This window comes from Paenibacillus caseinilyticus (assembly GCF_027533645.1).
Taxonomy (GTDB): Bacteria; Bacillota; Bacilli; order Paenibacillales; family NBRC-103111; genus Paenibacillus_G; species Paenibacillus_G caseinilyticus.
Genome location: NZ_JAQAGY010000022.1, coordinates 42,355 through 63,830 on the forward strand (window position 1 = coordinate 42,355; position 21,476 = coordinate 63,830).

Annotated in this window: 27 protein-coding genes and 1 riboswitch; of the genes, 10 read left to right on the forward strand and 17 right to left on the reverse strand. The window is 55.4% G+C overall.

Going from position 1 to position 21,476, the window contains the following annotated elements; translation table 11 throughout:
- Positions 1–48: 48 nt before the first annotated feature.
- From O9H32_RS25395 to O9H32_RS25415, 5 genes are all read right to left on the reverse strand, one after another.
- Positions 49–1,608 (reverse strand): glycoside hydrolase family 32 protein, encoded by a 1,560-nt coding sequence (locus O9H32_RS25395; protein WP_269868995.1) that lies wholly within the window; start codon positions 1,606–1,608, stop codon positions 49–51.
- On the reverse strand, positions 1,605–2,438 hold the full coding sequence (locus O9H32_RS25400; RefSeq protein WP_269868927.1) for a carbohydrate ABC transporter permease: 834 nt from the start codon (positions 2,436–2,438) through the stop codon (positions 1,605–1,607). Before O9H32_RS25400 ends, O9H32_RS25395 begins: the two co-directional genes overlap by 4 nt.
- Complete coding sequence (locus O9H32_RS25405) at positions 2,438–3,322, reverse strand: carbohydrate ABC transporter permease (RefSeq protein ID WP_269868928.1); 885 nt, start codon at positions 3,320–3,322, stop codon at positions 2,438–2,440. The genes O9H32_RS25400 and O9H32_RS25405 overlap by 1 nt, the downstream gene beginning before the upstream one ends.
- Before the next feature lie 133 nt (positions 3,323–3,455).
- A complete protein-coding gene (locus O9H32_RS25410) occupies positions 3,456–4,775 on the reverse strand; it encodes an ABC transporter substrate-binding protein (protein WP_269868929.1) in 1,320 nt (439 codons plus the stop codon).
- A gap of 180 nt (positions 4,776–4,955) precedes the next feature.
- The gene (locus O9H32_RS25415; RefSeq protein ID WP_269868930.1) at positions 4,956–5,933 is read right to left on the reverse strand and encodes a LacI family DNA-binding transcriptional regulator; all 978 of its coding nucleotides are present in this window, start codon (positions 5,931–5,933) and stop codon (positions 4,956–4,958) included.
- Between the two features lie 193 nt (positions 5,934–6,126).
- Between O9H32_RS25415 and O9H32_RS25420 the strand changes: the two genes are divergently transcribed.
- Positions 6,127–6,648: a C40 family peptidase gene (locus O9H32_RS25420; RefSeq protein ID WP_269868931.1), complete on the forward strand. Its 522-nt coding sequence runs from the start codon at positions 6,127–6,129 to the stop codon at positions 6,646–6,648.
- A gap of 120 nt (positions 6,649–6,768) precedes the next feature.
- Positions 6,769–6,963: a hypothetical protein gene (locus O9H32_RS25425; RefSeq protein ID WP_269868932.1), complete on the forward strand. Its 195-nt coding sequence runs from the start codon at positions 6,769–6,771 to the stop codon at positions 6,961–6,963.
- A gap of 82 nt (positions 6,964–7,045) precedes the next feature.
- On the opposite strand, the gene O9H32_RS25430 is transcribed toward O9H32_RS25425, so the two are convergent.
- The 9 genes from O9H32_RS25430 to O9H32_RS25470 all read right to left on the reverse strand — a co-directional run bounded on the left by O9H32_RS25430 (position 7,046) and on the right by O9H32_RS25470 (position 12,031).
- Positions 7,046–7,348: a hypothetical protein gene (locus O9H32_RS25430; protein WP_269868933.1), complete on the reverse strand. Its 303-nt coding sequence runs from the start codon at positions 7,346–7,348 to the stop codon at positions 7,046–7,048.
- A gap of 51 nt (positions 7,349–7,399) precedes the next feature.
- Positions 7,400–7,735 carry a hypothetical protein gene (locus O9H32_RS25435; protein WP_269868934.1) on the reverse strand — a complete coding sequence of 112 codons (336 nt, stop codon included), beginning with the start codon at positions 7,733–7,735 and terminating at the stop codon, positions 7,400–7,402.
- A 544-nt stretch (positions 7,736–8,279) separates the two neighbouring features.
- Positions 8,280–8,726, reverse strand: coding sequence for an SDR family oxidoreductase (locus O9H32_RS25440; RefSeq protein WP_269868935.1), 447 nt, complete (start codon positions 8,724–8,726; stop codon positions 8,280–8,282).
- Positions 8,727–8,760: 34 nt separating this feature from the next.
- Positions 8,761–9,666 (reverse strand): NAD(P)/FAD-dependent oxidoreductase, encoded by a 906-nt coding sequence (locus tag O9H32_RS25445; protein WP_269868936.1) that lies wholly within the window; start codon positions 9,664–9,666, stop codon positions 8,761–8,763.
- A gap of 95 nt (positions 9,667–9,761) precedes the next feature.
- Positions 9,762–10,328: a TetR/AcrR family transcriptional regulator gene (locus O9H32_RS25450; protein WP_269868937.1), complete on the reverse strand. Its 567-nt coding sequence runs from the start codon at positions 10,326–10,328 to the stop codon at positions 9,762–9,764.
- A 171-nt stretch (positions 10,329–10,499) separates the two neighbouring features.
- On the reverse strand, positions 10,500–10,730 hold the full coding sequence (locus O9H32_RS25455; protein WP_269868938.1) for a hypothetical protein: 231 nt from the start codon (positions 10,728–10,730) through the stop codon (positions 10,500–10,502).
- Positions 10,731–10,779: 49 nt separating this feature from the next.
- Entirely contained in the window at positions 10,780–11,133 is a 354-nt protein-coding gene (gene tnpB / locus O9H32_RS25460; protein ID WP_269868939.1) for an IS66 family insertion sequence element accessory protein TnpB, read from the reverse strand.
- Positions 11,127–11,468, reverse strand: coding sequence for an IS66 family insertion sequence element accessory protein TnpA (tnpA, locus tag O9H32_RS25465; RefSeq protein ID WP_269868940.1), 342 nt, complete (start codon positions 11,466–11,468; stop codon positions 11,127–11,129). The genes tnpB and tnpA overlap by 7 nt, the downstream gene beginning before the upstream one ends.
- A gap of 77 nt (positions 11,469–11,545) precedes the next feature.
- Positions 11,546–12,031 carry an SDR family NAD(P)-dependent oxidoreductase gene (locus O9H32_RS25470; RefSeq protein WP_269868941.1) on the reverse strand — a complete coding sequence of 162 codons (486 nt, stop codon included), beginning with the start codon at positions 12,029–12,031 and terminating at the stop codon, positions 11,546–11,548.
- A gap of 182 nt (positions 12,032–12,213) precedes the next feature.
- On the opposite strand from O9H32_RS25470, the gene O9H32_RS25475 reads away from it, so the two are divergent.
- The gene (locus tag O9H32_RS25475; protein ID WP_269868942.1) at positions 12,214–13,014 is read left to right on the forward strand and encodes a hypothetical protein; all 801 of its coding nucleotides are present in this window, start codon (positions 12,214–12,216) and stop codon (positions 13,012–13,014) included.
- Entirely contained in the window at positions 12,992–13,462 is a 471-nt protein-coding gene (locus O9H32_RS25480; RefSeq protein ID WP_269868943.1) for a hypothetical protein, read from the forward strand. The genes O9H32_RS25475 and O9H32_RS25480 overlap by 23 nt, the downstream gene beginning before the upstream one ends.
- A 49-nt stretch (positions 13,463–13,511) precedes the next feature.
- Here the strand turns inward: O9H32_RS25480 and O9H32_RS25485 are convergent, their stop codons facing one another.
- Genes O9H32_RS25485 through O9H32_RS25495 form a run of 3 tightly spaced genes read right to left on the reverse strand, consistent with a single transcriptional unit; the run spans position 13,512 to position 14,913 of the window.
- A complete protein-coding gene (locus tag O9H32_RS25485; protein WP_269868944.1) occupies positions 13,512–13,985 on the reverse strand; it encodes a hypothetical protein in 474 nt (157 codons plus the stop codon).
- Entirely contained in the window at positions 13,948–14,451 is a 504-nt protein-coding gene (locus O9H32_RS25490) for a hypothetical protein (RefSeq protein WP_269868945.1), read from the reverse strand. Before O9H32_RS25490 ends, O9H32_RS25485 begins: the two co-directional genes overlap by 38 nt.
- Positions 14,452–14,466: 15 nt before the next feature.
- A complete protein-coding gene (locus O9H32_RS25495; protein WP_269868946.1) occupies positions 14,467–14,913 on the reverse strand; it encodes a hypothetical protein in 447 nt (148 codons plus the stop codon).
- 186 nt (positions 14,914–15,099) lie between these two features.
- Between O9H32_RS25495 and O9H32_RS25500 the strand changes: the two genes are divergently transcribed.
- The 6 genes from O9H32_RS25500 to O9H32_RS25525 all read left to right on the forward strand — a co-directional run bounded on the left by O9H32_RS25500 (position 15,100) and on the right by O9H32_RS25525 (position 21,374).
- On the forward strand, positions 15,100–17,775 hold the full coding sequence (locus O9H32_RS25500; RefSeq protein WP_269868947.1) for a YhgE/Pip domain-containing protein: 2,676 nt from the start codon (positions 15,100–15,102) through the stop codon (positions 17,773–17,775).
- Between the two features lie 87 nt (positions 17,776–17,862).
- Positions 17,863–18,111, forward strand: a complete 249-nt coding sequence (locus O9H32_RS25505; protein WP_269868948.1) for a hypothetical protein — start codon at positions 17,863–17,865, stop codon at positions 18,109–18,111.
- 202 nt (positions 18,112–18,313) lie between these two features.
- A riboswitch (cobalamin riboswitch) is annotated at positions 18,314–18,510 on the forward strand.
- 138 nt (positions 18,511–18,648) lie between these two features.
- Positions 18,649–19,425: an energy-coupling factor ABC transporter permease gene (locus tag O9H32_RS25510; protein WP_269868949.1), complete on the forward strand. Its 777-nt coding sequence runs from the start codon at positions 18,649–18,651 to the stop codon at positions 19,423–19,425.
- Complete coding sequence (locus tag O9H32_RS25515) at positions 19,418–19,714, forward strand: energy-coupling factor ABC transporter substrate-binding protein (protein ID WP_269868950.1); 297 nt, start codon at positions 19,418–19,420, stop codon at positions 19,712–19,714. The genes O9H32_RS25510 and O9H32_RS25515 overlap by 8 nt, the downstream gene beginning before the upstream one ends.
- On the forward strand, positions 19,711–20,511 hold the full coding sequence (cbiQ, locus tag O9H32_RS25520) for a cobalt ECF transporter T component CbiQ (RefSeq protein WP_269868951.1): 801 nt from the start codon (positions 19,711–19,713) through the stop codon (positions 20,509–20,511). Before O9H32_RS25515 ends, cbiQ begins: the two co-directional genes overlap by 4 nt.
- A complete protein-coding gene (locus O9H32_RS25525; RefSeq protein WP_269868952.1) occupies positions 20,508–21,374 on the forward strand; it encodes an energy-coupling factor ABC transporter ATP-binding protein in 867 nt (288 codons plus the stop codon). The genes cbiQ and O9H32_RS25525 overlap by 4 nt, the downstream gene beginning before the upstream one ends.
- The last annotated feature ends 102 nt before the right edge of the window (positions 21,375–21,476 follow it).

Consider the following 21,476-nt stretch of genomic DNA (forward strand, 5'->3'; position numbering starts at 1 on the left):
CCCCCGTGCGGCAGAACCTTCTGCCATGCGGGGGTCTTTGCTTTTTTACTATGACTTGACTCTCAGGGGCCGCTGCCATGCGCCGTCGGCGGTTAGCGTCTCCTGCGTCTGCGAACCCGGCTGCGGTACCGCCAGATCCCACTTCCGCAGCTTCGCGACGAAGGACTCCCCTTCGGAGAAAAGCTTGATCCCCTTGGACTCTTCGCCGGGATAGATGCGGGCCGTCATCACCTTGCGCCCTCCCTGGATGAACACTTCCACGGAGGAACGGTCCACGAAGATCCGCAGCGCCAGCCTGTTCCTCTCCAGCACGGCTTCGGTACGGCGCTCGCCTCCCGGCCCGGTGCCGGAACGGTTGCGGTTCAGCACCAGCTTTTCTTCCGCAGCAAGGTACGCTACTACGGTCTCTTCATCGCTGCTAGTCCTCAGTTTCACGCCGAAGACGGATGCCTGGCGCGCCTCGAACTCCACCTGAAGCTCATAGCTGTCGCCGCCCGTCTCGAGCTCCAGCTCCCCCTGCAGGGCGGTGCCCTGAAGCTCATACGGATCGGTGCGGTACGCCTCAATCTCCTGGACCGGGCGGAACCTGAGGTCTCCGTCCAACAGCACTACCTCCCGCGGCAGCGTCATGGCTCCGGCCCAGTGATGCCCGTCCTGCGTCGGCATGCCGCTCTCCCACATATCCATCCATCCGATGAGAATGCGGCGTCCCCGTTCATCCGATGCCGTCTGCGGTGCATAGAAGTCAAAGCCGTAATCGACGGGGCGGCAGAGGCTGTAGTCAAACTGTCCCTTGGCCAGGTCCAGGTCCCCGATCATATAAGTGGTCGAGTGCAGGTTCTGGTAATCATCCCCTTGGGCGGGTACCCGCTGCGGCGACATTACAAGAATATCCCGCCCCTCCAGGCGGAAGAAGTCGGGGCATTCCCAATTGTCGCCAAGCGACCCGTCGCTTTTCGCAGGAATACCCGCGAATTCCCATGTCAGCAGATCCTGCGACCGGTAGAGCAGTACAAGCCCATTCCCCCGGCCGTCATTGGATCCCAGCACAGCATAATAGAAGCCGTCCCGTTCGAATACCTTCGGATCGCGAAAATCTTTGCGGGAGACCCCCTCTGGAATCTGCTGCAGCCCGATGACCGGATTCGCGTCCGCTTTAACGAAATTCACCCCGTCCCCCGAGACAGCAAGGCTCTGGGTCTGATAATAATCCTTGTCTTTGTCCGGCCCGGTAACCACATGTCCCGTGTACATCAATACCAGCGTGCCGTCCTTCTCCACCGCACTGCCTGAGAAGCATCCCCCGCTGTCATACGGCATGTCCGGCGCGAGGCCGACAGGAAGGTACTCCCATGAGATAAGGTCGCGGCTGACCGCATGCCCCCAGTGCATCGGTCCCCAGACCGACGCGTAAGGGTAATGCTGGTAGAACAGATGGTAGGCTCCGCCGTAGTGGATGAATCCGTTCGGATCGTTCATCCAGCCGAGCTCGGGCATGAGATGATAGTTTAGGCGGTACGCCTCCCGGACTTCATGTTTGTGATCGGATATGTAACGGTCGGCTTGCTCTTTCGTGTACTGGATAAGGAGCCCTCCCTCGTGTTTTATTTGATGGAGCCCTGCATGACCCCTTGAATAATGTACCGCTGCGCGAACAAGTAGACCACGATGACCGGCAGTATCGTCAGCATCAGCCCCGCCATCAGCGGGCCGTAGTCCACGGTGTAGGTGCCGAAGAAGTAGAAGGTCGATAAGGGCAGCGTCCGCTCCTCCGGTTCGACGAGCACCAGGGACGGCAGCAGAAAGTCGTTCCAGATCCAGATCACATTCAGGATGGCGATCGTCGTGGTGGTCGGCGTGAGCACCGGGAAGACGATGCGGAAGAACGTCTGCGTACGCGTGCACCCGTCGATCATCGCCGCTTCCTCCAGCTCGGCGGGAATGCTTTTGACGAAGCCGTGATAGATGAACACCGCCATTGAGCTTCCGAACCCGACGTACATATAGATCAGCGACCACTTGCTGTCGAGCATGCCGATCGAGCCGTAGATCTTCACGAGCGGAATCATCAGCGCCTGGAACGGAATGATCATCGAGGAGAGCATGAGGAAGAACGTGTATTGATTGAAGCGGGTCTGGTGGCGGACCAAGTAGTGCGCCGTCATGGAAGAGAACAAGGACAGGAGCAGCACGCTGACGGCCGTGATGATCACCGAGTTCACGAAGGCGTCCATATAATTCATTTTGGAGAAAGCGCTGGTATAGTTGGACAGATTCCAGTCGGTCGGCAGCGCCAGCGGGCTGGACGTGATCTGCTTGTTCGCCTTGAACGAATTGACGAAGAGCAGGATGAACGGAACGATAAACAGGAAGAGGCCGGCGGTCAGCAGCGCAACCTGGGCCCATGAAGCGGAAGCTTTGTTCCCTGCAGCTTTCATTACGCTTCCACCTCCATCTTCTTGCTGAAGTATACCTGCACCAGTGTCACAGCCGTGACGAGAAGGAACAAGATGAACGCTTCCGCCTGGCCTACCCCGTAATCATGAGAGCGGAACGCCTTCTCGTACACATGCATGGCAACCATCTCCGTGCTCTTGAACGGCCCGCCCTTCGTCAGGGCGAAGTTCACGTCATAGACCAGGAATCCCCGCTGCAGCGACAAGAAGACGCAGACGATGAATGACGGGACGATCATCGGCAGCACCATGCGCCGCAGCCGGGTCCAGCCGCTGGCGCCATCGATGGAGGCCGCCTCGAGAATATCCTTCGGCACGTTCATCAGCCCCGCGACATAGATCACCATCATGTATCCGGCATACTGCCAAACCGTTACAATAATGAGAGCCCAGAGCGCCTTGTCCGGCGTGGCGAGCCACGATGCCCGGAACAGTCCTATGCCGTAGGATTTCCCGAGATAGACCAGCACATTGGAGAAAATAAACTGCCAGATAAAGCCAAGAACAATCCCCCCGATCAGATTCGGAACGAAGAAGCCCGCCCGGAAGACGCTCTGCCCCTTGAGTCCGCTGGTCAGCAGATAGGCCAGACCGAACGCTACCACGTTGATGCCCACCACGGTAGCTCCAACGAATTTCAGCGTGAGGTAGAACGATTTCCAGAAGTCCGTATCCTGAAACACCGAGACGTAATTCTCGAAGGCGACGAAGGTCAGCTCCGTCGAAATGCCGTCCCAATTCGTAAATGTGAGATAGATGCCGAAGACAAACGGCAGAATCATAACGGTCGTAAACGCAAACAACGTGGGGCCGGTGAACAGGAGCCGCGTACGGATCCGGTTGAGGCGCCCTTTCTCAGCGATCATGAGTTCCCTTCCTTTCCGGATGAAGCGGATATCCGCGGATAAAAGCAATGGACAAGACGGTGTCCGTCTTATCCATTGCCGTAAGGCTGATGAATTGGCTTCGCGTAGCGACAGGCGTGCGTATGCCGGAATGCTACTTGACGGACTTCCAGTAGCTCTCGATATCCTGGATCAGCTCCGCGCGGTCCCCTGTCTTGGACAGGTACTTCTGCATGGCTGCCCCATTCTTCGCCCAGTGGTCAGCAGGCAGGGTGCCCATCGCTTCCTGCGTCTTGCCGCGTGCGATGTAATCCTTAAGGGACTTCGCCAGCGGGTCCTGCGGTTCCAGCTTGATATTCTTGAACGCCGGAATCACGCTTGCCTTGTTCACAAGGAAATCCTGCCCCTTCTCTTCATAGACCATCCAGTTCAGGAACGTCTTGGCGGCAGCGAGCTGCTCGGGCGTGCTTCTCTCCTTGTCGAGCACGAGCCGCTTGGAGACCGCGGCAGCGATCTGCGAGTTGCCGAAGTCTTCCGGGTTGTCGCTCAGAGGAACCGGGAGGAAGCCGTACTGTCCGCCGGCCGTATCGAAGCTCTGAATCTGCGGCCAGGCCCAGTTGCCCATGAACCATAGGCCTACTTCGCCCTTGCCGAGCACTTCGGGCCCCCGCTCGTACGTCCCCGACAATGCGGATGCCTCGTCGATGTTGTTCTTCATCAGGAGATCGAACGTATCCATAAGGCCGCCGAACACCTTATTGTTCGCCAGATCGCCTTTCCCGGCCTTGAGCTCCCCGATCCACGCCGCCACCTTCGCCGTATCCGGCGATTGGGCCGAGTAAGCAAGCGAGAGATAGTGGGCGCCGAGGGACCAATCCATGGGCGAGATGATCAGCGGAGCTGTGCCGGAGGCCTTGATCTGGCCCATCAGCTTCTCCAGATCCTGCCTCGTCTTGACCGAGGACGGATCGAAGCTGCCGCCCGCCGCCTTGTCCAGCACCGCCTTGTTATAGATCAACCCGAACCCTTCGATGGCCAGCGGGAACGCGATCATCTTTCCGTCCACCGTGGAGCCGTCCAGGCTTTTGTCTACAGCGTCCGCCTTCCACTTCTCCCCCGAGAGATCGGCTACGCGGTCCTTGAATTTGATCACGTCGGACGGGTCCAGCATCGTGATGGTAGCGGGGTTGCCCGAGGCGTACAGGGCGGATGCCTTCTCGAACGGCGACTGTCCGGCAGGAACCGGAATGATCTCCATCGCAATATCAGGATGATCCGTCTTGAAGACTTTGGCGGCTTCCTCGAGCTGCTGCTGGATCTCCCCTTTGGAGTTCAGGAAGGTGATCTTCACTTCCTTCGATGCGCCGCCGGCACCTGCCGAATCCCCCTGCGGAGCCGATGAACTGCAGGCTGTAACCGTTGTCACCAGTGCCAAAGATAAGATCCATGCGCTCAGTCTCTTTCTACTTTTCATGCTGCTTCCCCCGTTCGACGAATGGTTTGTTCTGTAGCAGGTGATGATGAGTACCGCTTTCAAACGTATTATAGTGCGGGTTCCGGCAATATGTCAATCGTTTGACATATCAATCCTTTGACATACCATATAAAAAAACAGCGAACCCTTATGCAGCAAGGGTTCGTGGGAATAAAAAAGTTAAGTCGTTTCCCGTTCAACCAGTTCAACAGGAAGAATATGCTCGCGGACGGCAAGCTCCTCGTCCATCTGCTTCATGATGAGCTCCACGGCCAGCCGCCCGATCTCACCGATCGGCTGCCTTACGGTCGTCAGCGCCGGATGCAGCCAGGAGGCCGCATTCACGTCGTCATAGCCGACGATCCGCACATCCTGCGGTATCTCTTTGCCGAGCCTGCGGCAGATCTTGGCCGCGAAGGCCGCGATGATGTCGGAGGTGGCGAAGACCCCGTCAATGTCGGGATGCTCCCTGAATAATTCTTCGATCTTCACCTCGTATTGATTCTGGTCGAATACGTTCATATCCGTCTGCACGACGACATGCTGAATCCCATGCTGCCGCACGGTATCCAGGAAGGCGTCCGTTCTCCGGTTAGCCAGCAGCTGCAGCTCCAGATTCCCGCAGATATGCGCGATTTTGCGGCATCCTTTGACCACCAGATGCTGCGCCGCGAGCTCACCGCCCCGGTAATTGTCCGCCGAGATATACGGGATGCTCTCATCGATGAGCCGGTCGACCGTCACGATCGGATGCCGGAGGTTGCGGTATTCTTCCACCTCCAGCGTATGGGAGCCCATGATAATGCCGTCTACCCGGTTGCGCTTCATCATCTCGATATAATCCCGCTCCTTCGCCGGATCGAGGTGGGAGTTGCACAGCAGCACCTTGAATCCGCTGCGGTGGGCGTGGAATTCCACATGGCTTGCCAGCTCGCCGAAGAAGGGATGAGATACGTTCGGAACGATGAGTCCGATGAGATTGGACTGCTTTTTGAGCAGTGAACGGGCAATTTCGTTAGGCTGGTAATGGAGCGCTTCCATCGTCTCGTACACCTTACGGCGCGTCGCCTCGCTGATATATCCTCTGTTATTGAGCACGCGGGACACCGTCGTCACCGAGACGCCCGCTTTTGCCGCTACATCGTTTATCGTTGCCATACCTGCCCCTTCTAAAGTAAGAGAATGTAAGGAAGCCGAAATCCCGGCAGGCGGCCGTTGCCGTCCCGGGTTTGGCAGAATCTTGCCCCCATTGTATCACAGGGGTGGGGGAATTTTTACAAATTTCCGTACGGACGGGGACATATATTGGACGGAAAAGCTGAATACAATGTTACGGGCAGGTGAAATGAACATGGATTATGAGAGCATTGAGCTGCGGGCGGGAGATATTCTGACCGCTTGCGACAACGAATTGATGATCCCGACAGGGTATCTCGGCCACAGTGCGATCGCCATCGGACCGCAGCACCTGGTGGAAGCCGTGATGAACTACCCTTATATCCGCGTCGTTCCCAAGAAAGATTTCTTCGAACCCCATCCGACGGCCGCCGTCTATCGTCCGAAGGATCCGTCTGTCGGCACGAAAGCCGCCGAACTCGCCTACTCCTATTACCAACAGAGCGAACGCAACCGCAAGAGCGGGGTCGTCCGTCCGCCGTTCTCCTTCTCGCTTCAAGTGCCGCTGCACGACCCGTGGACCTCCGTCTACTGTTCCAAGCTCATCTGGCTGAGCTACTACTACGGCGCCGGCATCGCTCTGCACAACGATCACGGCCTCTACACCCCCGAGGACATTGATACGTTCCTCAGCCGGGATCCGAACTTCCTGTGTGTCTACAGGCACCCCGAATTTCATTTCCTCTTCGACTCCTGAGGAATGGTTAAACGAAGAGGGCGTCTACCCAAGTTCGCCCGCTTGGGGACACATGCCCAGCGCATCTCCACTCCTGCCACATAGAATATACAGAAATAACAAATAAGGAGTGGTTAAACGATGGCAGGATTTGGTGTAGACGCAGGGTTTGGTTTGGACGCAGGGCTTCACACACATGCACATCTCAACGCGCATACAGGGATGGGCGCAGGTTACGGTCACGGCCACGGCGTCGGCTACGGCGGCTTCACAACGGTTGGCGTCATCCTCGTACTCTTCATCCTTCTGGTTATCGTGACTCGCACTTTCATCTAAGAAAGCGGCCGCTTCCGCTCTGATCTAGAGCGGACCACGGCACACAGACCGGCTGGGCCTCCAGCGCCGGCCGGTCTGTCGGTCACGGAACCGGTACGCCGCTCGTACATACCGCCCCCTCAGGGGGCTTTTTTGCCGTGGCGATAATGTTCTTGCGCAGCAGACGGTTGACGACCTGCTCCACGGTATATCCGGCCGCTTCGATTGCTGCAGTCCCGGCGGACAAGCTCTCTTCCAGCGGTGTACGCAGCGTGATATGCGTCATGGAACGCAGCCCCTCCTTGACCTGGCGGTTCATCTGTATACGCCGCTTGACGGCTTCTTTGCCGATCGACTCCATGAAGTGGATCGCATCCTTCGGCGCCCAAAAAAGCCGGCAGGGCATCCCGCCCCGCCGGCTCTTCTCTTGCTCCGCTGCCCAGACCGTAGACTTCCGTTACTTGGCAGTAATCTGATACGTCGCCCGTTCGGTCACGAGGCGGAGCGCCTCCCCCTGCTCGCTTCCGTGCCACTCGCCCGCGAGCGGAATCTCATACTGATCCTGCGGGAGCGGAGGATTCTCCTCCCCGTTCAGGATCGTACCGCTTCCATGCAGTACAAGTTCCCGGCGCGGGATATAGTCGTCCCCCCGGTTTGGAATCCCGTCCCGGCAGCTTACATTCTCCAGCCTGATGCTCGTGAGGTCAAGGTCCTCCTGCTCCCTCTTCTCAATCTGAAGCGTTTGTCCCTTATGCGAATCCAGCCATGCCGTGATCTGATCCAGCTGTGTCATGCTTCTCATCCTCCCTGGTTCGGTTTTTCATTCCTGCCGTCTCATCTTGGTAGTATAGGCAGAATGCCGCCCTTTCTACACGCAGCATGACTCTTTTTACCCGGGGGCCGCGGAGGACAAACGAAGCCACTTAGAAGACGGCGTGCTGGCGCAGGAAGCCTGACTGTCGGAGTTCGCGGCTAGGGGGCAGAAGGAGCTGGAGGTCCAAGCGAAGCTGCCCGCCATCCGCTCCAAAACGGAGAATGTCGCCTGTCTCGAGGAGCGCATTCCCGAGCTGGAGGAAGCCGTGTTTGTTTTAGTATAGCGTTGGAATCGGGGAACAATGGAAGGAAACCACATTTCTCAATGCAATGGAATATGGATTCCATCTTCCGCCGAAAAACCTGTATCCATACACTCTTGATTCCCCGACAGTCGTCACAAAAAACCAGAAATTGTCTCCGTTTCTAAGCCACATATACGTGAATCGATACAAACAATGTTGAAGACCCCAGGGATTCTGAGCGTATGGAGACACTTGTTGCGTATATCAGGGATATCAGCCTCAATTCCCCAAAAACGCGCCGCCGTTAACATGAATCGTTTGACCGATCACATAGGAAGAATCGCCGGAGGCTAAGTATAAATAGGCCGGTGCGATTTCTACTGGCTGAGCTGTTCGTTTGACCAAAGTAATGCTTCCATAGGTTTGATAGACCTCGGGCGGATACGATGATGCAGCAAGAGGGGTCCAAACGGTTCCCGGCGCAACGGCGTTGACTCGAATCCCCCTAGGGATAAGAGATACCGCTAGAGCGCGGGTAAACGAGGAAACAGCCCCCTTGGATGCGGAATAATCGACAAATCCGGGGAAGCCTTCGACGGCCGCAATCGAGCTCGTATTGATAATGGTACCCCCTGCTTTCAGATGCGGGGCGACCGCTTTTGCAAAATAAAAGTAAGAAAAAACATTGGTTCTAAAGTAAGCGTCAAATAGCCCACATCTGGTCACAGGCCGTGGGCTTAACTATGAGACCTCAAGCCCTTCAGGAACTAAAGGCTTCTTCTGTCAATTCCAGATTAATGCTGGCGGCAGCAATACTGCCAGCCGCAGCAGCCACGATGAGTTGTGAGGGGAATCCAGTGGTCACTTCCCCAGCTGCAAATAAACCAGGTACCGTACTTTTTCCCATTCCATCGGTTAGGATTCCACCTAGATCGTTTACCGCATAACCAAGTTCTTGTTGAAAACCAGCCCGTGGGACCCACTTAGGTGCAATGAATCCGCCTGTTCTCTCTATTCTAGATCCGTCCGTGAACTCCACTAGCCGCAACTTGCCATCACTACCATGAAAAGCTGATACAGATTGTTCAGAGACAACGATGTCACGGGAAGCTAATATTTGCTTTTGTTCATTAGTCAGAATGCCAGGGCCATTGGTACAGACGATAAGATCGCGACTCCAATTATAGAGCAACTTTGCATGTTGGAACACGCGGGGATGATCCCACAACACAAATAACGATTTGTCCCTGAGTTCCCAGCCGTCACAATATGGACAGTAAAAGAGGCTTTTTCCATATAAATTCCTGACACCTGGGATATCTGGCAATGTTTCTTGCAAGCCTGAAGCGAACAATAGCTTGCGAGCTTGAATTTGTTCCCCCTCGTGTGTAGATATTAAAAATCCTGCATTAAGCTTGCGAATATCCGTAACTTCAACGGGATGATGCTCTACTGACGGATACTTCAGCACCTCCTCGTATGCGACACGCCGAAATTCTGCTGGTGTAACACCATCGCGTGTAAGAAAACCATGTGAAGCATGCGTAACGGCATTTCGTGGCTTGTTATGATCGAACAAAGCTACGTTTCTCCTTGCCCTGCCTAGAACTAATGCTGCATTGAGTCCAGCCGGGCCCCCGCCAATGATTGCACAATCGTAAATCATGTTAATCCTCCTTCTCAGGCATCTTCCAATGAATGAATGGATGAACTCCCCTCCGGCCGTTTACGCCTGCCGGGAGTTCATTTTTCAAGCCGCTTTTAAGCTGCAATTTCTTTGAAAAACAGATCGAACGTGATCGCAATCTGCTCGTTAAGCCCCTCGTCTTCATTACTCATCGACCAAACGATCAACGCTCCGTAATATGTCTGTATCGTAAGCCGGGCGATCATCGTAGCCGGCATGTCTTTACGCAGCTCCCCATTGTCTTGTCCATGCGATATAAGCGGAACGATGGCTTCCATCAGCTGCTCAATAAGTTCAAGCGCCGGACCGCTCCCTAAGAAGCCTTGAAATAGCGCTCGCGTCACCGATTTATTATGCGGCAGCTGCTGCACAAGCTCGAATATGAACATTCGCATGCGCGGGATTAACGGTCCCGGCTTGTCCTTCAGCTTCGCCACCTCGTTCATGACTAAGATACTCCGCAGCTCACAAATAAGCTCGTCTCTCGAAGCGAAATAGTTAAAAAAAGTTCCTTTGGCGACACCTGCGAGCTTAGCCACCTGTTCAATTGTTGTCGTTTCATATCCCTGCTCGGCAAACAGCGAAAGCGCGGCATCTTTAATCCGCTGCCTTGTCTGTTCCTTCTTCAGCTCGCGATTCATTCGTTTCTATCTCCCCTCTGTCGCTTGCTATAATCCGGTTATTGTCCTTTTTATTTTATCACAACCGCTTTCCTCACGTAAACAATTATGACCATAGGTTCAATATTTATTCGGGTTTGTATACAGACCGGGGTTATTTATAACTTAATATATTGATATTACACGGAAAATTCACAAAATATAATAATGACCATAAGTACAAAAAATATTTATTGCCGCTGATATGGTATATTCAAGCAGTTCGGAAATTTCGATATGCTGAATGTATTCAAGCACGCCGCGCGTTTCCTCCACCGCACGACCGCTTACTTGGCGTGCAACCGCATCGGTGAACACGATCGGCTTCCATGCCTCGCTGTCTCTGATACTGCAGGGCAGGTCGCGAATGCCGCCATCAGGCAAAAACCTATTCCCTGTAATTTCCTATGACGAAATGATTACAAAGATGTGTCTAAATGACGGTAACGGCATTAACCTTGGGATGGGCTTGCTGCTGGCTAAGTGAAAGACCATCCAGCAGCCAGCGAAGCTCCCTGCTGGAAATGGCTACTACGTCTTCCTTGCCTATAGGCCATTGAAATCTTCCACGTTCTAGGCGGCGATAGTAAAGCCAGAACCCATTGTGATCCCAATATAGAATTTTGAGCTTGTTGCATGCCCGGTTACAGAATACGAATAAGCCGGAGGAGAACGGATTCAGACCAAAGCTTTCCTGAACGATGGCAGCAAGTCCGTCGATCGACTTGCGCAGATCGGTGGAACCACAAGCAAGAAACACACGCTGATGGCTTGGAAAGGTCAGCATGGTGAAGTAAGCGCGTGAATCACTTCGCGCAAAAGCATTGGGTCAAAGCCGGAATGAAGCTCGATACTGGTTTCACCGATATGAAGGATTAGAGAAGAAGCAGGAGAAACGCTTCCAGGTGGATCTACAGTGGCAAGAGGTACAAACTGTACGGGAGAAGTCTTTGGATCTGGAGTAGCCGAGGATGATACGCGCTTTATTTTGTACAGCCAATATTTCAATTGTTCGACAGAACAATGATTTGCGTAGCACCAAGCTTTCATCGTGAGGCCACTTGCCCGATAGGCTGCGATACGTGTGTGCCAATCTTGTCTGCGTTGTTCTTTGGCATTCATGAGTTACCCTCCGTATTCAGGTTAATCTCATGATCTCATAGCTAGGTTAGTAGTTGAAGGTGTGGAGAGTTTGACGCTTACGTTCTAAACGTACGTTCAAGCTGTTCTGCAGACAATTGCTCAAAGTTCAACATAACGTGAAGCTCACCGGCGTTATTAATCAAGGTGTCGATTCTGCCGAATTCGGCTGCCGTCTGCTGGACGACCTGTCGGCAAAACGATTCGTGGCCTACATCACCGGCGAAGGTCAAGCATCTGCGGCCCAGCTGCCGAATGCGCTCCTTTGTTTCCATGGCATCACTATGCTCATTCAGGTAAACGACGGCGATATCTGCGCCTTCTTTGGCAAACAAATAAGCGACAGCGCGTCCGATTCCGCTGTCTCCTCCGGTAATGATAGCCACTTTGCCGCGTAATTTCCCTGTCCCGTAGTGAAGGGGATTTTCTGACACCGGTCTTGGAATCATCATCGATTCAATCCCAGGCTGACCGGGTTGATCTTGAAGCGGAAACTCCAAGGGTAAAGATTCACATTTCGTGATATCACCGTAGTACGAGCGCATAACACATTCCTCCAGCGAACGGTTTACTTCAGGCTATTCCCCGAGATGAAACCGGGTGATTGCCCCTTCGAATAAAATGGAAAATAAATACATATATGGCTTGGGTGGAATTCCCCAATGTTTAAGGTCTAAGAAAAACCCCCATAATGGGATGTAAGTATTATGTTTTGGAGGGTGTTTTTTTGAATAATGACAAAACACCAAGAAGGCCTCGTCTGCTCCATAGTGCTGATGGGATCACTTATCTTTGGAGGCGGAGCCCCTACTTAGCTTTGTGGTGGGCTGCCTCATTTTCCGGTTTCGGAAAGGTTTTACATGGTCAATACGCACGAGGCATCCTGCTCACGTTAGCAGAGGTTTTTGTTAATTTGCTCAGTCGCTTTAACGAAGCAATGGTGTATTCGTTTTGCGGACGTTTTGATTTGGCCAAAGCAACCCTGCAGCCCCGTTGGATGTATGGATACTTAGTGATATATATTTTCACTTTGTGGAACAGTTACCGCTCCACGCTTACATACAACCGGGTTAGTCATCTGGCTGAGCTTGAAAATGCCCGAATAAAGCCGATGGTTATTCATCCGGTGGAAATCCAGTTCCTAGAAAGAAAAAACCCGATCATGGGTGCATTTTGGTCATTTGCTTTTCCGGGACTGGGGCTATTGTATAACCAAAAAGTCGCACTTGGCATTTATAACGTACTTTGGTGGTGGATTTTTGCCTCCATGGCCAATTTCTACGATTCGATATATTTGCTGTTTTATGGACGTTTTGAAGAATCGATTGCGGTACTAAACGTACAGTGGCTGCTATATATGCCATCGGTTCTCGGGGGTTCTGTGTATTACGGATACATTTTAGCAGTTGATCAAAATCATCTGTTTATGGTTGAACAACAGCAATATTTTGAAGAACGCTATAAGGGAGAGAATATCCGCATTTTCCCTTTAACAGGAGGGGAAGATGTTACTAGTCAGCACATTTGAGCAAACCCTCGAGCTTGAAGAAGCATTAGCTGTTGTGGAAAAAATGGGTGTTGAAAAAAGCGATATTCTTTCTATACCGATGAAACTATACGCACCCGATCCCAGACAGCTCACATTCAGATCGGAAGAACGGAATGCCCGCGCCTTTGAAGTCGGAATGGCTCTGGCCACAGCTTTCGGGGTGGTTGGGGCAAGCATTGGATTCGTATTCACATTAGGCCCCATACTTTGGGGATTGTTTTACGCCATTTTAGGGTTTGGTATCGGTTTTGGGGGAGTTGCAATCGTTAGTCATAAAAAGCAAAAAACAGCCCGCTCTCCCGGCAGACCCAAACCAGAAGTGGTTGTCATCATACAGTGCAGGCAAACGCAGTCTGAAGAAATCGAAAAGGTTCTGTGGGAGTACAGGGCTATTTCAGTTGGAGAAACAAAGACAAAGGAAAAATAAGTCCCGACCAGAGTCTGTCGGGATTTATTTGGTATGCCCGGCATGGGCGTCATCTTTGAAATGGATGTTCGGTTCTGTGGCTGAGAGTATCCTGTTGTTGGCTTGAATTTTTAATAAGGAGATAATCCAGGTATCTCAAATGAACGAGTATCATAGATGCTTGAAAAAGAATAGCTTTTTGAATGGTTTCCGAAGTCGTGGTGTAATATAGGTGCAACAAACGATCGAATTGTTCAGCTTTCTGCATAATCGCAAGTTGAATTCCTTCCAAATAGCTTGTAAATGTAGGCTCGGTGATAGAAGGAAGCACTAGCGGATCGCATGTCATTTGCTTGTATACATCTTTTAATACGTCAAAGTTTGTTCTGTTATCCTGAATGAGCACCCTTATGATCTCAGCCTGCCTGGGATCTTTTGTTAGAGCAAGCAGCCTTTCATTATGCTTCTGGGATTCCATAACCGATTTCAAGTTTTCGATGATTTGTTCAGGAGTAATTCCCAACATTTTTCCGCACTGGGTCATATTGATTTTCACCCCGGTTTGGGAATAAATTTTTGGTAATCAAGTATTGCAGCAGCGATCCGTGCAGAAAGGGGGTAGACGCGAGAACAGCAATGATGCCTCTGATACTTGTAAATTCAGCCGTATAGTAGATGTTTGGAGCTCCTAAATACATGGTTACAAATTTAGGGAGTATTTCCTCTTCGAGCGATCTTACTTTACTCAATCCTTCTAAGTAATTCTTAACATGGGGTGATTTTACATGTGGAATTTTCAGTTCGGTACAGGAGATGGCTTGATATAATTCGCCGATTCTTTTCATGTTCAGGGCATTTTCGGTTCTGAGCTTCTTCAGAAGATCCGCCTGTTCTTGATCGGGGGCCATGCCAACCAGTTGATCGTAATATCCGTTGATTTCAAGCAGCAGCCTTGCCTGCTCTTGCAACTGCTCTAAAGAAACGCCATAGATTGTTCCGCATTGATTCACTTGAAAACCACCTGTTCATCCATGGAGTAATTCCTGTTTGCCGCTTAAGCGGGTTGCATAAATAAAACTTAAATTCGCGGCTTGGGTGTTTTTTTCTGCGGAAATTCTCAAAACCAAACTTAATAACTCGGGTACGACCGTAGATGTCAATTGCACATATTGCCTAGAAAGATAGATGTTATAAAGTATGGCCGTTTCAATCCCGTCCATATATTTTGCAAAACTAGGTAGGGTGACTGGTAAAATGGTCGGCGGTTTTCCGGTTAATTTCATGTACAGGGAGGCCGTGTCCGAAAGGGCCTTCATGCTATCGGTATGCATTTGCCTCAGCCTTTTCTTTTCTGCTTCGGTAGGAGCCTCCATGAGTAACGTTTCATAGAGTTTTACCAACACGACGCTCTTTTGGATGATATCCTGCAGTTTCTCGCTTTGAATGCCAACTAATGGACCGCTGTCATGCACGTTAAAAGACCTCCCGCCCAAGTTGGTGTATTATATGAAGTCAGCTAACCATTGGATACTAACTGGCATTTTATTTATTCATCCGTACACACGAATGGCGCATCCCTAAAGCGGCCTCTACACTGCATCGCCTCCGCTGCCGATGGTTAAATTAAACCAATCGAGCTAAAGGAAGGAAACCGAGTCATGAAGATCTTCGAGATTTATGCCAAAGACTGGCGCAATATCGTCAAGGTGCCCACCGGCATCTTCCTGATGATCGCCCTGATGCTGCTGCCCTCCGTCTACGACTGGGTGAATCTCGTGGCGGTATGGGATCCCTACGCCAACACCGCCGGCATCAAAGTCGCCGTGACGAGCCTGGACGAAGGAACCGCAGTGCAGGGCAAGACGCTGAATGTGGGCTCAGAGGTGATCAAGAGCCTCAAGGAAAACAAGAAGCTCGGCTGGACCTTCGTGGACGAGGAGGAAGCGGAGCGGGGCGTGGATGAAGGAGATTATTACGCTTCCCTGCTCATTCCTCCGGACTTCTCCGCCAAGATGACCAGTATCCTCAGCGGACAGCCGCAGAAACCTGCCATTGTCTATACGGTTAATGAAAAAATCAATGCCGTCGCCCCCAAAATCACCGGCAGCGGAGCCTCTTCCGTAACGGCACAGATCCGGGAGAACTTCATCTCTACCGCCAGCGAAGCCGTCCTGACCCAGCTTCGGGAGGCCGGTATCCAGCTGGAGGAGCAGCTGCCCAGCATCCGCCGGGTAGAGAACGGCGTACTGGCGCTCGAGGCGCAGCTGCCGGAGATCGCCGCTATGGGACAGAAAGTGCTGGCGCTCGAAGCCAGGCTGCCGGAGATCCATGCCAAGGCAGAACGGGTCGCCGGGCTCGAAGAGCGGATTCCGCAGCTCGAGGAGGCGGGCGCCGCCGTCTTGAAGGTGGAAGAGCACTGGCCTCAGATCTTGGCAGCGGGGGACGCCATCGTCCGGCTGCAGGGGAAGCTGCCCGAGCTGCAGAGGGCGGCCGGCCTGGTAACGGAGCTTGACCGGAACTTCTATAAAGTGGAGGATGCCTTGAAGATAGCCTCGGAGGATGCCGGCAAAGCCGGAGCCGTAGTGGATGCGGCACTGGCTGCACTGCCGAAGCTGGGGGCTCTTGCCGCTGACGGAAGCGCCTTCGCTGCAGGGCTCTCCGGCTTCTTGGAGAAGCACCATGCGGCCCTCGCCGCGATCCCGCCCGTGGTGAAGCAGAATCTGCTGCTCCTGCAGCAAACGGCGGATGCCGTGACCCAGCTGACGGCGGCGCTCCAAGCGGCGGACCTCGATCCGCAGGCGGCCCTGGCCCTGCTCTCCTTCGTGGAGGACCGCCTTACCGCGGGCACCCAGGCCCTCGGCACGACCATCGACCTGCTGACGCGGCTGAATGGCAGCCTGCAGAGCCCCGTGCTGACGGACACCGTCACGCGGCTGAAGGATACCCAGGCTAAGATGAACCGCCAGCTGGGGCTCACCCACGGTATCGCTTCGGCGCTACGGCAGGGGGAGCAGCCGGCCAAGGAGCTCGTGAAGTCCCTGAATGCCCTGTCCAAGGACATCAGCGCGGACCTCGGCCGGATCCTGGCCCGCTACGACAGCGAGATCGTCCCCGCGGCCGCCGAAGCGCTGACACGTCTCGAGCAGGCGGCGAAGAATGCCGCCGACGTGCTGCAGACGGCAGCCGGCCAGATGCCGAATATCGAGGCACTGCTCAAGGACGCCCAGGCCGGGATCGCCTTCGGCCAGGAGCAGCTCGCGGCGCTGTCCGGGGACCTTCCCCAGATCCGGGCTGGCGTCAGCGAAGCCGCAGCCGCCATCGGGGACAACATGACGCGGTTCACGGATGCCTTGAACCGGTCGGTGCCTTTCATCCAGAATGATCTGCCCAAGGTCGGACAGCGGGTACACGAAGCGGCGGATTATGTGCGGGACGACCTGCCGAAGACCGAGGAGGAGATTCGGCGGATGTCCGCTCTCATCCGCGAGAAGCTCCCGCTGGTGGAGTCCGGTGTGCATCAGGCGGCAGATCTCGTCCGCACGGAGCTTCCCGCGCTCGACAGCGCCGTACGCAAGGCGGCGGATAAGATCCGGGAGGTGAAGGGACGCAGCGGCGATATCGACGAGCTCGCCCGTCTGCTGCGGGGCGATATCCGGCAGGAGAGCGATTTTCTTGCGAGCCCCGTGCTCATTGAGGAGAACCGCAAATACCCCATCCCGAATTACGGGTCCGCGATGTCCCCCTTCTATGCCGTACTGTCGCTCTGGGTCGGCGCCACGCTGCTCATCTCGCTGCTGCGGATCGATGTCGATGCTTCCTACGGCCTCTACAAGGGCTACGAGCTGTACCTTGGGCGGCTGCTGACCTTCCTGACGATCGGAGCCATGCAAGCGGTCTGTCTGACAGTCGGCGATCTGCTGCTGCTCGAAGCCTACGTGGTGGATAAGACTTGGTTCGTCCTCTTCGCCGTCCTGATCAGCGCCGTCTTCGTCACGATCACGTACACGCTGGTGTCGGTCTTCGGCAACACCGGCAAGGGCATCGCGATCATCTTCATGGTGCTCCAGTTCACGAGCTCCGGCGGCACGTTCCCGATCAGCACCGCGTCGCCGTTCTTCCAGAGCGTGAATCCCTACGTCCCCTTCACGTACGCCATCTCCCTGCTGAGGGAAACGGTCGGCGGCATGCTGCCGAAGACGGTCGTCCGGGATACGCTCGGCCTGCTCGCTTTCATCCCGGTCAGCTATGCGCTGGCGCTCGGGCTGAAGAAGCCGCTCGGTCCCTATACCCGGCGGGCGGCGGAGAAAGCGAAGGAAACCAAAGTCATTTCCTGACGCGGACCAGGACAAACAAACAGACCGAATGCCCCGGGGACACATACACTGGTATGGAGTTCCCAAAGAGAAACGGGGTGAAACCAAATGTCTTGTCCGAAGTGTCCTACCCGCCGGGTCGTCGATCCTCCGCGCACGGTATACCGCGACTTCTACCATCCCCAAATTGTGGAAGTGATCCACAACGTGGAGATCGTCAACCGGCATCACTGCGTTCCGGTTCCATGTCACATCGTAACGTATACGGTCCGCGACGAATTCTGCCCTTCCCCGGTTATCCCGGGTGTCGAGGCAACGGTCAGCCAGGTTCCGAAGAAAAAGGCGAAGCGCAAATAAGCGCCCCGCCCGGGTATGCCGAAGAGGCCAGCGGATGATCCGCTGGCCTGTCCGCGCGTCATAAGAGCGGAGTGGGGGACGAGGGCCATCTCCCCATACTCCCTTCTCGGGTAATGCAGCGAAAAAACGGCCCTTCTTTTCGTGACACAAATTAACTAAAAAGTAGCACATATGTTGGACAAAGTCATTACTTTATGTTACGTTGAGGAGGAAAAGATTAGGTGCCCTGGCATAGTGCCGGGGGTAACAGGGAATCGGGTGAAAGTCCCGAGCGGTCCCGCCACTGTATTCGGGGAGTCCCCGCCCACCCATGTCACTTGATGGCACAGAACATCAGGGAAGACGGGCGCAAGACGAAGAACCGAGAGCCAGGAGACCTACCTAATCCATGCACCCAGACGCCTTCGCGGAAAGGTGAGGTGTACGAGCCATGATGCGGCAATAGAGCACGTTGCCGTCTATTGCGACGTACCCGTGACCAATCCCCTGGGATTGGTTTTTTGTGTTTATGCCATCATCATCACGGGAGGAATGCAAGTGATCAGCCAAAGTTCCAAAGGGGTCCACACCCTGCTTCTTATCCTCGGACTCACCGTCTATCTGCTGCTCGGATCGCCGGAATCCGTCTATGCTATGCACATTATGGAGGGCTTCCTGCCGCTCGGCTGGGCCTTGTTCTGGTGGGCGGCGTTCCTGCCGTTCTTCGTGCTGGGCCTGCGGGCGATCACCCGGATCACGCGGGAAGCGCCCGAGCTCAAGCTCCTGCTCGGCCTCGCCGGCGCCTTCACCTTCGTGCTGTCGGCCCTCAAGATCCCGTCGGTGACGGGCAGCTCTTCCCACCCTACCGGCACCGGGCTCGGGGCCGTCATGTTCGGGCCGCTCCCCATGAGCGTACTTGGTTCCATCGTGCTGTTCTTCCAGGCGCTGCTGCTGGCCCATGGCGGTCTGACCACGCTCGGCGCGAATGCCTTCTCCATGGCGGTAGCCGGCCCGATGGTCGGGTATGCGGTGTACCGCTCCCTGTCGAACCTCTCCGGCAGACCGAAGCTGTCCATTTTTGCCGCAGCAGCAGCCGCTGACCTGACCACCTACATCGTCACGTCCGTACAGCTGGCCCTGGCGTTCCCTGCCGAAAGCGGCGGCTTCCTCGGCTCGCTGGTCAAATTCGGAAGCATCTTCGCGGTCACGCAGGTGCCGCTCGCCATTACCGAAGGGCTGCTGACGGTCCTGATCTGGAACTGGCTGCAGGCTTACAGTCCAGGCGAGCTGTCCGTGCTGCAGCGCCGAATGAAAGGAGTCCGCACTCATGACTAATACCGCCAAAAGCCTGCTGCTGCTCACCGCCGTCGTCCTGCTGGCAGCAGCGCCCCTGCTCTTCGTCCAGGGAGAGTTCGGAGGCGCCGACGGGGCGGCCGAGGAAATGATCGGCACGCTCGCCCCTTCCTATAAGCCTTGGTTCACGCCGCTGATGGAGCCTCCGGCCGAAACCGAGAGTATGCTCTTTGCCCTTCAGGCCGCCGCCGGCGCCGGTTTCATCGGCTATGTCATCGGCTATTTCAAAGGCAGATCAGCCAAATCGAAGGGAACGAACGACGCGTCATGATCCGGCAGATCGATACGATATCGTACACCAACCGGATGCAGGACGTCTCTCCGCTGTGGAAATGCGGGTTGGCTGCCGGCCTGCTGCTCTTCTCCTACGAGGCCCATGCGCCCGTCCAGCTGCTCATCATCCTCTGGATGGTACACTGGACGGTACGCCATGCCCGGGTTCCGCTCTTCTTCTACCTTACGCTGCTCGGCAGCGCCTGTCTGTTCTATGCCGCAAGCCTGCCTGCGCTGGTCATCGAGTTCGCTCCCGCCGGATCCCCGGGTACCGGGGCCCGCTGGACGCTCGCCGCGCTGCCTTCGTGGACCGTTTATTTCACCGAATCGGGCCTGCAGACAGCGGGCTCTTTGTTCCTGCGGATGCTCTCCGGCCTCTGCTGTATGTTCTTCCTGATGCTGACGACGCCGTTCCCGAAGCTGCTGCTCGTGCTGAGAACGCTCCGGGTGCCGTCTTTGGTACTGGAGCTTATGCAGATCATGTACCGCTTCCTCTTCCTCCTCACGGATACCGCGCAGCAGCTGTACACTGCCCAGCAGGCCAGGGGCGGACAATACGGCTTCCGGCGACGGCTGCAGGACACGGCTGTGCTCGTGTTCCGCCTGTTCGGCCGGACGATGGAACGCTATAGAGGACTATCGCACGGCCTGGCCTCGCGGGGATACACGGGCGAGATTCTGCCGGCCCCTGTCCGGGGCACCCCGCTGCCGGCCCGCTACCGGCGTGAAGCCGTTCTCGGCGCGGTGCTGCTCTGCACGGCGGAAGCCCTGCTCCGCTGGGGGGGACTCCTATGAGGACCAGCACAGACCACCCGGCTCAGACGCAGGCTCCCCTGCTGGAAGCGGACGGCGTCAGCTTCCGCTACCCGGGTACAAGAACAGAGGCCCTTTGCGGCCTCTCGCTTGCGATTCATACCGGGCTGAGAACGGCGATCTGCGGCCACAACGGATGCGGCAAGTCCACCTTCTTCCTCCAAGCCATCGGGATCCATCGGCCGGAGGCCGGCAGGCTGCTCCGGAGAGGCCAGCCGGTCTCTTATCACGCCAAAGACCTGCGTGCCTGGCGGCAGCAGGTCGGGCTGGTCTTCCAGGATCCGGAGCACCAGCTCATCTTGAATACGCCTTACGAGGATATCACCTACGGGCTGCGGAATATCGGAGTCGCCGAGGAGGAGATCCGGCGCCGCACCGGCCGCATGCTGGAGTCGATGGGGCTTGCCCCGCTGGCCGATACGCCGATCCACCAGCTCAGCCTCGGCCAGAAGAAGCGGACCGCCCTGGCTGGCGTGCTCGCACTGGAGCCCGAGCTGCTGCTGCTTGACGAGCCTACGGCCTACCTGGATCCGGCTTCGGAGCGCGGGCTCCTGGATGAGCTGGACCGGGTGCACCGGGACGGCGTGACGGTCGTCATGGCTACGCACGATACGAATCTGGCGTATGCCTGGGCCGACCGGGTCCTCGTCATGGACGGGGGACGCTCCTTGATCGAAGGCACGCCGCACGAGGTGTTCGCCCGCAAGGATGAGCTGCGTGCGATCGGTATCGAGCCGCCCCTGCTCCTAGGGCTGTGGGAGGCGCTCCCGGCGTCCGTCCGGGACAGCCGGACGCCTCCCCGCACGGCAGCCGAGCTGCAGCGGATCCTGTCCGCCCTGTCGTAAGCTGGCCCCCTCTTCACTTCAGACACTTGCCCCTTCTGTCGTACCCCAAAAAGCCGACGCCTGCTTCTTCTGGCGTCGGCTTTTTGGGGTATTCGCGGTGCA

Excerpts from the sequence above, each read along its gene's own strand:
- O9H32_RS25400 (WP_269868927.1), bottom strand. The coding sequence starts at position 2,438 with ATGAAAGCTGCAGGGAACAAAGCTTCCGCTTCATGGGCCCAGGTTGCG.
- O9H32_RS25405 (WP_269868928.1), bottom strand. The coding sequence starts at position 3,322 with ATGATCGCTGAGAAAGGGCGCCTCAACCGGATCCGTACGCGGCTCCTG.
- O9H32_RS25410 (WP_269868929.1), bottom strand. The coding sequence starts at position 4,775 with ATGAAAAGTAGAAAGAGACTGAGCGCATGGATCTTATCTTTGGCACTG.
- O9H32_RS25415 (WP_269868930.1), bottom strand. The coding sequence starts at position 5,933 with ATGGCAACGATAAACGATGTAGCGGCAAAAGCGGGCGTCTCGGTGACG.
- O9H32_RS25420 (WP_269868931.1), top strand. The coding sequence starts at position 6,127 with ATGGATTATGAGAGCATTGAGCTGCGGGCGGGAGATATTCTGACCGCT.
- O9H32_RS25425 (WP_269868932.1), top strand. The coding sequence starts at position 6,769 with ATGGCAGGATTTGGTGTAGACGCAGGGTTTGGTTTGGACGCAGGGCTT.
- O9H32_RS25430 (WP_269868933.1), bottom strand. The coding sequence starts at position 7,348 with ATGCCCTGCCGGCTTTTTTGGGCGCCGAAGGATGCGATCCACTTCATG.
- O9H32_RS25435 (WP_269868934.1), bottom strand. The coding sequence starts at position 7,735 with ATGACACAGCTGGATCAGATCACGGCATGGCTGGATTCGCATAAGGGA.
- O9H32_RS25445 (WP_269868936.1), bottom strand. The coding sequence starts at position 9,666 with ATGATTTACGATTGTGCAATCATTGGCGGGGGCCCGGCTGGACTCAAT.
- O9H32_RS25450 (WP_269868937.1), bottom strand. The coding sequence starts at position 10,328 with ATGAATCGCGAGCTGAAGAAGGAACAGACAAGGCAGCGGATTAAAGAT.
- tnpB (WP_269868939.1), bottom strand. The coding sequence starts at position 11,133 with ATGCTGACCTTTCCAAGCCATCAGCGTGTGTTTCTTGCTTGTGGTTCC.
- tnpA (WP_269868940.1), bottom strand. The coding sequence starts at position 11,468 with ATGAATGCCAAAGAACAACGCAGACAAGATTGGCACACACGTATCGCA.
- O9H32_RS25470 (WP_269868941.1), bottom strand. The coding sequence starts at position 12,031 with ATGCGCTCGTACTACGGTGATATCACGAAATGTGAATCTTTACCCTTG.
- O9H32_RS25480 (WP_269868943.1), top strand. The coding sequence starts at position 12,992 with ATGTTACTAGTCAGCACATTTGAGCAAACCCTCGAGCTTGAAGAAGCA.
- O9H32_RS25485 (WP_269868944.1), bottom strand. The coding sequence starts at position 13,985 with ATGACCCAGTGCGGAAAAATGTTGGGAATTACTCCTGAACAAATCATC.
- O9H32_RS25500 (WP_269868947.1), top strand. The coding sequence starts at position 15,100 with ATGAAGATCTTCGAGATTTATGCCAAAGACTGGCGCAATATCGTCAAG.
- O9H32_RS25505 (WP_269868948.1), top strand. The coding sequence starts at position 17,863 with ATGTCTTGTCCGAAGTGTCCTACCCGCCGGGTCGTCGATCCTCCGCGC.
- O9H32_RS25515 (WP_269868950.1), top strand. The coding sequence starts at position 19,418 with ATGACTAATACCGCCAAAAGCCTGCTGCTGCTCACCGCCGTCGTCCTG.
- cbiQ (WP_269868951.1), top strand. The coding sequence starts at position 19,711 with ATGATCCGGCAGATCGATACGATATCGTACACCAACCGGATGCAGGAC.
- O9H32_RS25525 (WP_269868952.1), top strand. The coding sequence starts at position 20,508 with ATGAGGACCAGCACAGACCACCCGGCTCAGACGCAGGCTCCCCTGCTG.